This is a genomic window from Thioclava sp. F28-4, assembly GCF_002020045.1.
In the GTDB taxonomy this organism is placed as follows: Bacteria; Pseudomonadota; Alphaproteobacteria; order Rhodobacterales; family Rhodobacteraceae; genus Thioclava; species Thioclava sediminum.
Map to the genome: position 1 here is coordinate 86,443 of NZ_MPZQ01000010.1, position 11,974 is coordinate 98,416.

Annotated in this window: 12 protein-coding genes; 5 read left to right on the forward strand and 7 right to left on the reverse strand. The window is 59.7% G+C overall.

The genetic code is table 11. From position 1 onward, the window contains the following. Nucleotides 1–30: 30 nt before the first annotated feature. A complete protein-coding gene (locus BMI87_RS17925) occupies nt 31–792 on the reverse strand; it encodes a glucose 1-dehydrogenase (RefSeq protein WP_028093914.1) in 762 nt (253 codons plus the stop codon). An 89-nt stretch (nt 793–881) separates the two neighbouring features. Between BMI87_RS17925 and BMI87_RS17930 the strand changes: the two genes are divergently transcribed. After that, entirely contained in the window at nt 882–2,282 is a 1,401-nt protein-coding gene (locus BMI87_RS17930) for a TetR/AcrR family transcriptional regulator (protein ID WP_229861755.1), read from the forward strand. On the opposite strand, the gene BMI87_RS17935 is transcribed toward BMI87_RS17930, so the two are convergent. Genes BMI87_RS17935 through BMI87_RS17960 form a run of 6 tightly spaced genes read right to left on the reverse strand, consistent with a single transcriptional unit; the run spans nt 2,264 to nt 7,249 of the window. Continuing rightward, on the reverse strand, nt 2,264–2,665 hold the full coding sequence (locus BMI87_RS17935) for a PaaI family thioesterase (RefSeq protein WP_028093915.1): 402 nt from the start codon (nt 2,663–2,665) through the stop codon (nt 2,264–2,266). The genes BMI87_RS17930 and BMI87_RS17935 overlap by 19 nt on opposite strands. Continuing rightward, on the reverse strand, nt 2,665–3,147 hold the full coding sequence (locus BMI87_RS17940; RefSeq protein ID WP_028093916.1) for a PaaI family thioesterase: 483 nt from the start codon (nt 3,145–3,147) through the stop codon (nt 2,665–2,667). Before BMI87_RS17940 ends, BMI87_RS17935 begins: the two co-directional genes overlap by 1 nt. Nucleotides 3,148–3,159: 12 nt before the next feature. Then, on the reverse strand, nt 3,160–3,963 hold the full coding sequence (locus BMI87_RS17945) for an enoyl-CoA hydratase-related protein (protein ID WP_028093917.1): 804 nt from the start codon (nt 3,961–3,963) through the stop codon (nt 3,160–3,162). Then, the gene (locus tag BMI87_RS17950; RefSeq protein WP_028093918.1) at nt 3,956–4,810 is read right to left on the reverse strand and encodes an SDR family NAD(P)-dependent oxidoreductase; all 855 of its coding nucleotides are present in this window, start codon (nt 4,808–4,810) and stop codon (nt 3,956–3,958) included. The genes BMI87_RS17945 and BMI87_RS17950 overlap by 8 nt, the downstream gene beginning before the upstream one ends. An 11-nt stretch (nt 4,811–4,821) precedes the next feature. Beyond that, on the reverse strand, nt 4,822–6,021 hold the full coding sequence (locus BMI87_RS17955; RefSeq protein ID WP_028093919.1) for an acyl-CoA dehydrogenase family protein: 1,200 nt from the start codon (nt 6,019–6,021) through the stop codon (nt 4,822–4,824). 13 nt (nt 6,022–6,034) lie between these two features. Continuing rightward, nucleotides 6,035–7,249, reverse strand: a complete 1,215-nt coding sequence (locus BMI87_RS17960) for an acyl-CoA dehydrogenase family protein (RefSeq protein WP_051312421.1) — start codon at nt 7,247–7,249, stop codon at nt 6,035–6,037. A 132-nt stretch (nt 7,250–7,381) separates the two neighbouring features. On the opposite strand from BMI87_RS17960, the gene BMI87_RS17965 reads away from it, so the two are divergent. From BMI87_RS17965 to BMI87_RS17980, 4 genes are read left to right on the forward strand one after another with little or no spacing between them, the layout of a single operon-like run. After that, complete coding sequence (locus BMI87_RS17965) at nt 7,382–8,167, forward strand: enoyl-CoA hydratase-related protein (RefSeq protein ID WP_028093921.1); 786 nt, start codon at nt 7,382–7,384, stop codon at nt 8,165–8,167. A 21-nt stretch (nt 8,168–8,188) separates the two neighbouring features. After that, a complete protein-coding gene (locus BMI87_RS17970) occupies nt 8,189–9,988 on the forward strand; it encodes an acyclic terpene utilization AtuA family protein (RefSeq protein ID WP_028093922.1) in 1,800 nt (599 codons plus the stop codon). 12 nt (nt 9,989–10,000) lie between these two features. Continuing rightward, nucleotides 10,001–11,470 carry an acetyl/propionyl/methylcrotonyl-CoA carboxylase subunit alpha gene (locus tag BMI87_RS17975; protein WP_028093923.1) on the forward strand — a complete coding sequence of 490 codons (1,470 nt, stop codon included), beginning with the start codon at nt 10,001–10,003 and terminating at the stop codon, nt 11,468–11,470. Then, nucleotides 11,470–11,973, forward strand: coding sequence for an acetyl-CoA carboxylase biotin carboxyl carrier protein subunit (locus BMI87_RS17980; protein ID WP_229861756.1), 504 nt, complete (start codon nt 11,470–11,472; stop codon nt 11,971–11,973). Before BMI87_RS17975 ends, BMI87_RS17980 begins: the two co-directional genes overlap by 1 nt. Nucleotide 11,974 lies beyond the last annotated feature (1 nt).

Genomic DNA, 11,974 nt, shown 5'->3' on the forward strand with positions numbered 1-11,974 from the left:
CGCCTTGAGTCCGGCGCTGCTGCCAGCGTTTTAACCGTGCATGGACAAGCCGCCCGAAACCGAAATCACCTGACCGGTGATGAATCCCGCGTCGTCGGACGACAGGAAGCAGATGATGCCAGGGTAATCCGTCGGCTGCGCAAGACGCTTCATCGGAATCGCCCGCTTGAGACCTTCGGCGATCTTTTGACCGGCCTCGCCTTCGGCAACCTGAGCGAACAGCGGCGTATCGGTCGGGCCGGGTGCGACCGCGTTCAATTGAATACCTTTACGCGCCAGTTCGCGCGCTACGGTTTTGGTGAACGAGATGATGCCACCCTTGCAGGCCGAATACACGGCCTCGCCGGATGATCCGACGCGTCCGGCGTCGGAGGCGATATTGACCACACGGCCGCCGCCGTTCTTGACCATGCCCGGAAGCACCGCGTGATGCATATTCAGCGGACCGTAAAGATTGATGTCGATGATCTTCTTCCAAAGGTCGGGATCGGTGTCGAGGAACGGTTTGATCACGTCCCAGCCCGCGTTGTTCACCAGCACGTCAATCGGTCCGCCGGATTCGAACTCGGCAACGGCGCTGTCGACCTGGGCACGATCGGTAATATCCGCCTGAAATGCCGTCGCTTTTCCGCCGGATTCAGTGATTAGATTGGCGGTTTCATCCGCTCCGGCTTTGTTCAGATCGAAAACGGCGACTTCGGCACCCTCCGCGCCAAACCGTTCGCAAACCGCTCGGCCAATGCCGCTCCCACCGCCGGTCACGACGACCCGTTTTCCACTCAACCCTCGCATGTGGAGGTCCTCCTCTTCCTTTGAACCTTGAAAAGATTTTGATTCGACACTCTCTCCGGTGTATTCTAACAGTTGTTAGATTTATTGCAATGGACAGCCTCATCTACAGCAAGTACCGACAAGCGATGGCACGACAGGTTGAAGATACCAGGATAGTTAATGACGATCTGAGCAAGTCGGAGAGGACCCGCGAAGCCATACTCGCTGCGGCCGCTCGACTTTTTCGGAATGAAGGCTATCACGCAACGACGATGCGCGACATCGCGCAGGAAGCTGGCATTGAGGCTGGCAGCATTTATTACCATTTTCAATCCAAGGACCAGATTCTGAGCGAAGTTCTCGATCTTGGCGTCCGTCAGCTATATCAGGCGGTCAGTGAAATCGTTCGGTCGGCACCGACAAGTTCGGAGGATTTTCGCAAGACTTTCGGACTGCTGATTGAAACACACCTTACCTACCTATTGACCGACAGCGACTTCACGTCAGCCAATATTCGGAACTATCCGATGTTGTCGGACGAAACACGCGCCCCGCATCGCGAATTGCGTGCATCATATGCGGGTGCATGGGGCAAATTCCTGAATGACGCCAAACGCGCCGGCCACCTTCGAAGCGACATATCCACTGCTGTGATCCGCCAGTTCATCCTAAGTGCCATGAACTGGACCGTAGAATGGTACGATGTCGACAAGTATCCGGTGCGCATCCTCGCGGAACGAATGAGTAAGCTGATACTTGACGGAATGTGTCCACATCGCAAGGCGGATACCGAAGGCTTGAAGCTGTGCCCCGCCACTCCCGCTAAAACCCCGGATCCCGACAGCAAGGCGGCTAGGACCCGTGCAGAAATTCTAAAGGCCGCAGCGCGCGTTCTGAGGGACAATGGTTACAAGGCGACCACGCTGAGAAAGATCGCGGAAGAAGCGGGCATGAAAGCGGGCAGCGTCTATTACCATTTCAACTCCAAAGAAGCGATCGTTGACGAAGTTCTAAACGCCGGACTGAGGGACTTGCTATCAGGTGTCGAAGCCGCCGTTCGGAAATTCGATGCCCCGTACGATCATCACGCCAAGATAGCGACTGCAATCTGGGCGCACCTGGATTTCCTCTTCAAGGCAAGCGAATTCACCTCGGCGAATATCAGAAGCTATGGAATGCTCCCCAATCATTTCAGGGAGAGGCACAGGGGTATTCGCCATGAGTATGGAAAACTCTGGGATTGGATACTCCGTGAAGCTCAGGACGACGGTGCCATACGGTCGGATATCAAGATCGTCCCCTTGCGCCAGGTGATGTTGGGTGCCTTAAACTGGACGGTGGAATGGTTCGACCCGAACAAGGCAGGAGTGGAAGGATATCTATCACTGCCTGAATTCTCCAGCATGCTCATCAATCTGTTACTGGAAGGCATTTGTAACCGGGAAGCGGCCCCGTCCACAGGACAAGGTAGCCCTGAAAGCGGTTGCCCCGGTCAGACCAGAAGGAAGTGATACAGCCCTTCGGCAACCGCCTTTTCCCGATCCGTCTGCCAGCTGAGCACGCTGACGCTTGCCATCCGCTTGCCTTTGCGCGTGACGTTAGCGCGGGCAAAAAGCGGTCCCTTCACACCGGGTCTGAGGTAATCGACGGTCAGGTTGATCGGCTTGGCCGGAACGTCGGCGAAATCGGGCTGTACCGCGATGGCGGCAGTGGCCTCCATAAAACTCGCGATTATGCCGCCATGGTAGTACTCCATGATCGGGTTACCGATATGGCGGTCATCAAAGGTCATTTCCGCCTCAGCATGGAGACTGTCTAGACTTCTGACCTCAAAGTTGAGAAATCGGAAGAACGGCACCCGGGATACATTGGCATTGACAGTTTGCACGTCCATCACGAGGTTTTTCCTTTTTTCATTGCGTCAAACAGGCTGGTTTCGCCGCGCGTCAATGCAAACGAGGCGGTTCCCCTGGCTATTTCAGCATCCTCATGGCCCGCGAACCAGACGCTGCCGGAATTGAAGGCGATGTGACGGGTCTTGCGAAAACAATGCGCTTGAACGATGACATCCGCGCGCGAACGGGCCGGGCGCAGGTAATCAACTCTGAGGTCAAGAGTGGCCATGGTACTGACGCCTTCGATGGCAACAAAGTTCGCCAGTCCAAAGACACTGTCCAGAAGTGCCGTCAGGATACCACCGTGGAGCAGCGATTGTTCCGCATCGACGCAAAAGTCCGGATTGAACGGCATCCGAACCCGAACACCTTCGGTCGAGACCTCTTCGATCTCAAGCGCCATATGCGTTATCAGACCCTTGCCGCGCGCATTCCACATCTGCGCGATTTGCTCCATCTTCTTTTGGGTGATGTCTGACATGCGATCTTTCCTTCAACGCCCCGTGAAATTGGGTTTTCGTTTTTCGACGAACGCAGCAACCGCCTCGTGGTGGTCTTCGGTCTGATGCATGAGCGCCTGATAGGCCGCCGCGGAATTCAGGAAATCCGGCAGGTCCATCCGTTCGGCATTGCGCATCAGACGCTTGGCGACCCGCACCGCGCGCGGCGGTTTCGCGGCGATGACAGCGGCCCGTTCGCGGGCCCGTTCCATCAATTTTTCATGAGGCACAAGTTCAAGCACCATACCAAGCTCCAGCGCTTCCTTGGCCTCGACCATGCGCCCTGAGAAGGTCAGATCGGCGGCCTTCTGGTGGCCCAGACGACGCAACAGGAACCAGCTGCCCGCATCGCCCGGAATGATTCCGAGATTCAGAAACACTTCGCCGAACCTTGCTTTTTCCGACGCGATGCGCATGTCGCACATCATGGTCAGGTCGCACCCCGCGCCCACCGCCGGGCCGTTGACTGCGGCGATGGTCGGAATATCCATGTTGTAGAGCGCAAGCGGCAGCCGCTGCACCCCATCAACATAGCTCTGCGCCGCCGCCAGCGGCTCCTTGCGGAACACGCTGTCGGGATCGTTCATTTCCTTGATGTCGCCGCCGGCACAAAAGGCCGGGTCGGCGCCGGTCAGGATCATCACGCTGACCTGAGGATCGGCCTGAACCTTGGCGAAGGTCTCCAGAAGGGCAGCGATCATGTCGTTTCCGGTGACCGGATTGCGCCGCTCGGGATCGTTCAGCGTAACCGTGGCGATCCTGTCGGAAACCTCCAGAAGGACCGGATGTTTACTCATTCTTGCCATCTCCCCTTTTACGTTTCTCGAACATCGCGGGGTCGATCATGTCCCGCGCGTCATGACCCATATGCAAGGTCTCACCGCCGTCTACATAAATGTCTTCTCCGGTGATGAAACCGCCAAGTTTCGAGGCCAGGAAAATGATCGTGCCTGCGATGTCCTCGGCCGCCCCCATCCGGTTTAGCACCGAGCGGTTCAGCTTTTTCCACTGTTCCGGCGGAATCGGATAGCGGCCAAGCGCATCGGTCTTGATCGTGCCGGGTGCAACGCAGTTCAGGCGGATGCCGTATTCGCCCCATTCGGCGGCCAGCGTTTTCATCATACCCGTCACACCGGCGCGGGCGGCGACGGTGTGTGTAAAGCCGGTAAGCGCGGTGCGCGCCGAGATGGCGGTGACAAACACAACCGATCCCCCATTGTCGTACATGAAGTGATCGGCAGCGGCGCGTGTCATTTGCCAAGACCCTATCAGGTTGTTGCGGATCACGGCTTCGAAGCCCTTGTTGGTGATATCGCGGGCGGCCGCGATATACTGGCCGCCGGCATTGTTCACCAAAACATCCAACTGCCCATAGTGGTCCTTGATCCGCCCCATCGCGGTTTCAATACTGTCCTCGTCGCGGGTATCTCCGGGCACGACAAAGGCCTCGCCCCCCGCCGACCGGATCATCTCGGCGGTCTCCTCCAGCGGCTCTTCCCGGCGCGCGAACAGCGCAAGCCTGGCCCCGCAAGAGGCCATTTCGATCGCCGTCGCCCGGCCCATTCCGGATCCGGACCCCGTGACCAGGGCAACCTGGCCCGCCATGAGATCCGACGCGTAACGCCTTGATTTCGCTTCGCTCATGTTCCGCCCCCTTAGTTCTTCAGCAATTCGCCGGAGATGATGAGTTTGCGAACCTCCTGGGTGCCCGCGCCGACCTCAAGCACGCGACCGGTCCGGTACAGCCGGTTCACTTCGGTATCACGCATGTAGCCCGAGCCACCGTGAATCTGGACGGCCTTGTCCAGCACGAAGGATGTCGCCTCAGCGGCCTTGTAGATCGCCGCAGCGGTGAGCTTGTGGATTTCGCCGCGCCCGCCTTCGCCCTCTTCGAGGCCTTCACACATGGCAGCGGTGCGCAAGGACAGGCTCCGCGCGGCCTCGATCTGCGTATACATGTCGGCCAGCATCGCCTGAACCATCTGAAAACTGGCGATCGGTTTGCCGAATTGCTGGCGTGTCTTGGCGTAGTCGATGGAAATATCCAGCGCCCGCTGCGCAATGCCCAGAGCGTTGAAACAGACGATGGCACGTTCCAGATCAAGTCCGGACATGGTAACGGCAACCCCGCCATCCAGCTTGCCGACCATGTTTCTAGCCGGAACACGGCAATCTTCGAATACCAGTTCGCCCGTCGGCGAGCCGCGGAATCCCATCTTGTTGAGCTTCTGCGCCACCTTGAAACCGGGCGTGTCGGTTTCCACGATAAAGGCGGAAATGCCCTTGGCCCCTTTTTCGGGCGATGTCTTGGCATAGACCAGCACCAGATCGGCAATCGGCCCATTGGTGATGTAGATCTTGGCGCCGTTCAGGATGTAGTCGTCGCCATCCTTTTTGGCCGAGGTCCGCATCGAGCCAAGCGCATCAGACCCCGCGCCGGGTTCGGTCAAACCCAGGGCACCCACCAGCGTGCCGTTGCACAGACCTGGCAGGTATTTTCGGCGCAGATCGTCATTGGCGTTGCGATAGATATTATTGACGCAGAGGTTGTCGTGCGCCACATGGGTCAGTCCGATGGCCGCAGAGGATCGCGACAGCTGTTCGGTGATGATACAGGCCGAGGTAAAATCGAGCCCGGCACCGCCGAATTCCGGCGGCACGTTCAGTCCCAGGTAGCCCATTTCGCCCAGCTTGGGGAAAACCGAAGACGGCAGGTCATCAGTATCGTCCATTTCCGCATTCAGATGGTGGAATTCGGACATGAAGAACTTGCCGGCCTGATCGGCCAGGGCCTGCTGTTCGTCCGTCATGAAATGTGTTGGCAGAGCGGTGTCGTTGCGCAGTTGCTTGTTCATTGTCTCGTCCCCCTCAGGCGCGCAAAAGTTCTTCGGCAATGATGATCTTGCGGACTTCGCTTGTTCCCGCGCCGATCTCCAACAATTTGTTGGCGCGGAACAGCCGGTTGATCTCGGTGTCCTGCATGTAGCCAGAGCCACCATGAATATGGCAGGCTTCGGTCACCGCCTTGTTGAATGCCTCGCCTGCGTAAAGACAGGCCGCCGCAGTCAGCTTGTGGATTTCGCCGCGGCCACCGGCCCCTTTCGGCAACCCGGTACAGGCGGCCAGCGCCCGATAACTGAAGGCACGCGCGGTTTCGACCTCGGTGTAGATCTCGGCCAGTTTCGACTGCATCATCTGGAAACTTGCAATCGGCTTGCCGAACTGTTCGCGAATCTTGGCGTATTCCAGCCCTAGTTCCAGGGCGCGTTCGGCCATGCCAACGCAGACTGAGGCAACCATAGCACGCTCCAGATCCAACCCGCTCATTACCACCGAAACGCCGGTGTTTTCCGGTCCAACCATGGCGGATGCGGGTACGCGGCAATCCTCAAACACCAGTTCTCCGGTTGGCGAGCCGCGAAAGCCCATCTTGTCAAGCTTTTGCGCCACCTTGAAACCGGGATTGTCCGTCTCGATGATGAAAGCAGAAATGCCCTTGGCGCCCTTCGACTTGTCGGTTTTGGCATAAAGCAGGATCACATCGGCAATCGGCCCGTTGGTGATGTAAATCTTCGAGCCGTTGATGACATAATCATCACCGTCGCGGCGGGCAGTTGTGGCCATGGACCCAAGCGCATCGGACCCCGCGCCCGGTTCGGTCAGGCCCAGAGCGCCAACCAGGTCGCCCGAGCAAAGACCCGGCACATATTTCTTTACCTGCTCTTCGGATCCATTGCGCAGCAGGTTATTCAGGCACAGGTTGTCATGCGCCCCGTGTGAGAGGCCCACAGCCGGATTCCACTTCGAAATCACCTCGGACACCAGCGCCTGGGTGAACTCGTTCTGTCCCGATCCGCCCAGCTCTTCGGGTGCGGTAATCCCCAGCAGGCCCAGCTCGCCCATCTGCTTGAACAGATCATCGGGCCACCATTCCTCGTCATCCATACGCGCTTGCAGCGGGTGTAGCACGTCGCGCGACACCCGATCCACGTGATCGACGATCTGGCGTTGCTCATCAGTCAAAGAATAGTTCGCCCTGATGGCTTCCAGATCAGCCGAGATGGCCTCACTTTGAGTGGTCATATCATCCTCCCGAAAAATGTCCTCCGCCGTGTTGACCAAAATCAAACACATGTTAGAAAATAGATCAAGCCAGGCTTTTGACGACCTGACGTAAGAAAGCGCGGTGTCCTAAATACAGGGGGAGCTTCGGAAATGACTGAGAGCGTGGTTCAATCGCAGGCACTCGGCAAAGAAGTGCGTATCACGATTCGACGTCCTGACAATCGAAATGCCCTCAACCGTGAGGTCGCAGACGGGATCATGGCCGCCATATGTGCTGCCGAGAGGGACAGCAATTGCCGCGTGATCGTTCTGACCGGCGAGGGCGAGCGCGCCTTCTGTGCCGGGGGCGACATCAAGGCGGGGGCGGATGGCGGCCCGTTTGTTCAGGATCCGGCGGACCCGGATCATTTTGCCGGAAGGTTGTTCGAGACGATACAGGCGTGCCGAAAGCCAACGATCGCGCGCATCAATGGCGTCGCGATGGGGGCGGGGGCGGGCATCATCTGTGCCTGCGATCTGGCTGTGATGGCGGATCATGCCCGCATCGGAACGCCGGAAGTGAAGGTGGGTCTGTTTCCCATGACGATCGTGCCACCCATGATGCGCGTGCTGCCCCGGCGGAGGCTGATGGAGATGTTCATCACCGGCGTTCCTCTGACGGCCGAAGAAGCCCTGCAATTCAATCTGGTCAACTACGTGACCGATGCCGCGGGGTTGGACGACAAGGTTGGAGAACTGGTTGCCCAGATTGCCGCGCAGTCGCCGAGCGCGATCCGGCTGGGAAAATACGCCTGTCACGCGATGGAGGATATGACCTATCCGCAGCAAATGCGGTTTGCAGAAACTCTTTTACCGCGTGTGGCGCAGACCGAAGACGCGCGCGAAGGCTTTGATGCCTTCATTGCGAAGCGCAAACCTGAATGGACGGGCCGCTGATCAAGCGGGGAGGAAAGGAATATGTCGGAACGAAAGCTGCGCATCGGATGCGCGTCGGGCTTCTGGGGCGATACGCCGGAAGCGATCGGTCAACTGGTTTCAAAGGGCGAGATCGACTATCTGGTGTTTGACTATCTGGCAGAGGTGACAATGTCGCTGATGGCGCGGGCCCGCGCCAAAGCGCCCGAGTCGGGCTATGCGCCGGACTTCGTCAAGGCGCTGGCACCCTGGTTGCCGGATATCAAGGCAAAAGGGATCAAGGTCGTTGCCAATGCAGGGGGCGTGAACCCGCGTGGCTGCAGCGATGCGCTTGCCAAAGCCGCCGCCCAGGCCGGGATCGATCTGTCCATCGGAGTCGTGCTAGGCGATGACCTGTTGCCCAGGGCCGATGAAATTCGCAAAAACGGTCAGACGGAAATGTTCTCGGGTGTCGCATTTCCAGATGATATCTGGAGCATGAATGCCTATCTGGGTGCCCGCCCCATCGCTGCCGCGCTGGATGCCGGGGCCGACATCGTGATCACCGGACGCTGCGCCGACAGCGCGGTCGCGCTTGGTCCCCTGATGCATGAATACGGCTGGGGCGACGATGACTGGGACAAGCTCAGCCAGGGATCGCTGGCCGGCCACCTGATCGAATGCGGGCCCCAGGGAACCGGCGGCAACTTCACCGACTGGCAGGACGTGCCGGGTTGGGACAATATGGGCATGCCCATCGTCGAGGTGTCCGAAGACGGCAGTTTCATCATGACCAAGACGCCTGACACCGGCGGGCTGGTCGTGCCCGGGTCAGTCGGAGAGCAGATGCTCTATGAAATCGGGGACCCGCGCGCCTACCTGTTGCCCGACGTGATCTGCGACTGGTCCGGGGTCACCCTGGAACAGGTCGGACCCGACCGGGTGCTGGTCAAGGGCGGCAGGGGGCTTGGGCGCACCGACAGCTACAAGGTGTCGGCGACCTATGCCGATGGCTGGCGCGCGGTCTCTACCCTGACACTGGCTGCGATTGACGCACCCGCCAAGGCCGAACGTGTGGCCGAGGCGATCCTGACCCGCTGTCGCCGGATTTTCCGCGACCGCAACATGGGAGATTTCCGGCAGGTCAGCGTCGAGGTGCTGGGGGCCGAGGCGGCCTATGGCGCAAATGCGCGCGCCCGGACCCGCGAGGTGGTGCTCAAGATCGGCGCGGTCCATGACGATCGCGCCGCGCTGAACATTTTTGCCGGCGAAATCGCACCGATGGCGATTTCGACCGCGCAGGGTCTGACCGGGTTCTTCGCCGGACGGCCAAAGGTGCAGCCGGTGGTCCGTCTATTTTCCTTCCTTCAGAGCAAGGCCGAAACCCCCGTCGCGGTCGAGGTCGACGGCAAGGATGTGCCCGTGAGCGTGGCCACTACGCCAGTCCACCTTGATCCGCCTGCCGCACCGCCCGCAGATAGCCGCGAGCCCGGTCCGGACGTTGTCAAGGTCCGCCTCGTCGATTTGGCCTGGGGCCGCTCGGGCGACAAGGGGGACATCGCCAATATCGGCATCCTCGCGCGCAAGCCGGACTACCTGCCATATATCCGCTCGGCTCTCAGCGAAGAGGTGGTGAAGGACTATTTCTCCCATGTCTGCGACGGCAGGGTAGAACGGTTCGACTTGCCTGGAAGCCATTCGCTGAATTTCCTGTTGCATGAATCGCTTGGCGGTGGCGGCATCGCCTCGGTCCGCATAGACCCGCAGGGCAAAGGGTTCGCGCAGATGCTGCTTGATATCGAAATTCCCGTGCCAGCCGATCTGGCCGCACGTGACGGACTGAATGCCGCGGCCCGGAACTAAGAGGACGACACCATGACCATTTCGAAACTCCTGGTCGCCAATCGGGGCGAGATCGCGGCGCGCGTGTTGCGCACCGCTAAGGCCCGCGGGCTTGCGACTGCCGTGTTTCGTCATGTCGCCGAGCAAGAGGGGCCGGCGCATCTGATCGCAGATGAGGTCGTGATGATCGAGGGCCCGACGCCCGTGGCCGCCTATCTCGATATTCCTCAGATCGTCGAAGCCGCCAAAGGGATCGGCGCGGACGCGGTTCATCCCGGCTATGGCTTTCTGTCAGAGAATGCCGGTTTTGTCGCGGCGCTGGAAAAAGCCGGAGTGACCTTTGTCGGCCCGACGTCCGAGGTCATCGACCTGATGGGGGACAAGGTCCGCGCCCGCGCCTTTGTCGAGGAACGCGGGTTTCCCGTCGCCCCCTCGGCCATCGAGGATGATGATCCGGCGAGCTTTGTCGAACGCGCCCGCGCCGTTGGCTATCCGCTGCTCATCAAGCCCTCGGCCGGCGGTGGCGGCAAGGGCATGCGCGTCGTACGCGAGGACAGCACGCTGGAGACCGAAATCGAAACCGCGCGCCGCGAAGGCGAACGATATTTCGGCGACGGGCGGCTTTTCGTCGAACGCTATATCGAACGCCCGCGCCATATCGAGGTGCAGGTGATGGGCGACGGACAGGGCAACGTGGTCCATTTCTGGGAACGTGAATGTTCGATCCAGCGCCGGTTCCAGAAGATTATCGAGGAAACGCCGTCACCGGCGCTGACCCCCGAGCAACGGGATGAGATCTGCGAGACCGCTGCCGGAATTGCCCGCGCCGTCAAATACCGCGGGGCAGGGACTGTCGAATTCATCTATGCACAGGATGGGGCCTTTTATTTCCTGGAAATGAACACCCGCCTTCAGGTCGAACATCCGGTGACCGAGATGGTGACCGGCTTCGATCTGGTTGCCGAGCAGCTGCGTGTCGCGGCGGGCAAGGGCTTGAGCGCCGCGCAGGCGGATATTCCCCAAACCGGACACTCTATCGAACTGCGCATCTGTGCTGAGGATGCGACGGTCGATTTTCGCCCCGCGGTCGGCGATATCCTGCTGCTGGACGAACCCACTGGGCCCGGCGTGCGGGTGGACAGCGGCATTCTGGACGGTGGCAAGGTAACGACCGACTTTGATCCGATGTTGTCCAAGCTGATCGTGCATGGCCAGGATCGCGCGCAGGCCATCGCCCTCGCGCGGCAAGCGGTGCAAGACTATGTAATTCTCGGGGTGACGACCAACACCGGCTATCTGGATGCAATCCTTGCGCATCCGGATTTTGCCTCGGGCGACATTTCGACGGGATTCCTGGCTGAACAATCCGAAACGCTGACCGCGCCGGGCGAAGATGTCTCTGACTTGCTGATGGCGGCGGCGGCCCTATCGGACGAGCGCCTGGTGAGTGAGGTCATGCAGATACCGGAAATGTATCGCAAGATGGGTGGGTGGAGAAACTGATGCAACGGATTTTTCAGATCGACGGAGAAGAGACTGATTGCTGGCTGGGTCATGATGGCAGCCGGTTCGTGCTCAATACCCCCACTGGCGCTGTTGCCTGCCAATTGGACCCGACGGGTCTGCCGGGCGGTTACAAGCTGCGGGCCAAGGGTGTTGTGCGCGAATTGCGACTGGCCGTGGGGCCGGAAGTAACTTTTGTGCACATGGACGGGCGAACCTACGAAGTCGGACGGGTTGATCCCGCCGAACGCCTGGCCGGCAGCGACGGTGGCGCGAGCGACGACCGATTGGTGGCGCCCATGCCGGGTGTCGTGGTGTCGGTTGCGGTCAAACCCGGCGATGCGGTTAAGGAAGGCCAGCCGCTTTTGGTGATCGAAAGCATGAAGTTGGAAACCACACTGGTGGCGCCGCGCAGCGGGGTTGTTGCCGAAATGCCATTCGCCGTAGGCGACAGTTTTGGTCTGAAAGACATCCTAGCCCAATTGGCCCCGGAGGAGGAGTGAC

What these genes read in the sequence shown, in the direction of transcription:
- BMI87_RS17955 (WP_028093919.1), bottom strand. Translation starts at nt 6,021, where the DNA reads ATGAACAAGCAACTGCGCAACGACACCGCTCTGCCAACACATTTCATG.
- BMI87_RS17925 (WP_028093914.1), bottom strand. Translation starts at nt 792, where the DNA reads ATGCGAGGGTTGAGTGGAAAACGGGTCGTCGTGACCGGCGGTGGGAGC.
- BMI87_RS17935 (WP_028093915.1), bottom strand. Translation starts at nt 2,665, where the DNA reads ATGGACGTGCAAACTGTCAATGCCAATGTATCCCGGGTGCCGTTCTTC.
- BMI87_RS17950 (WP_028093918.1), bottom strand. Translation starts at nt 4,810, where the DNA reads ATGAGCGAAGCGAAATCAAGGCGTTACGCGTCGGATCTCATGGCGGGC.
- BMI87_RS17980 (WP_229861756.1), top strand. Translation starts at nt 11,470, where the DNA reads ATGCAACGGATTTTTCAGATCGACGGAGAAGAGACTGATTGCTGGCTG.
- BMI87_RS17960 (WP_051312421.1), bottom strand. Translation starts at nt 7,249, where the DNA reads ATGACCACTCAAAGTGAGGCCATCTCGGCTGATCTGGAAGCCATCAGG.
- BMI87_RS17930 (WP_229861755.1), top strand. Translation starts at nt 882, where the DNA reads ATGGACAGCCTCATCTACAGCAAGTACCGACAAGCGATGGCACGACAG.
- BMI87_RS17940 (WP_028093916.1), bottom strand. Translation starts at nt 3,147, where the DNA reads ATGTCAGACATCACCCAAAAGAAGATGGAGCAAATCGCGCAGATGTGG.
- BMI87_RS17965 (WP_028093921.1), top strand. Translation starts at nt 7,382, where the DNA reads ATGACTGAGAGCGTGGTTCAATCGCAGGCACTCGGCAAAGAAGTGCGT.
- BMI87_RS17970 (WP_028093922.1), top strand. Translation starts at nt 8,189, where the DNA reads ATGTCGGAACGAAAGCTGCGCATCGGATGCGCGTCGGGCTTCTGGGGC.
- BMI87_RS17975 (WP_028093923.1), top strand. Translation starts at nt 10,001, where the DNA reads ATGACCATTTCGAAACTCCTGGTCGCCAATCGGGGCGAGATCGCGGCG.
- BMI87_RS17945 (WP_028093917.1), bottom strand. Translation starts at nt 3,963, where the DNA reads ATGAGTAAACATCCGGTCCTTCTGGAGGTTTCCGACAGGATCGCCACG.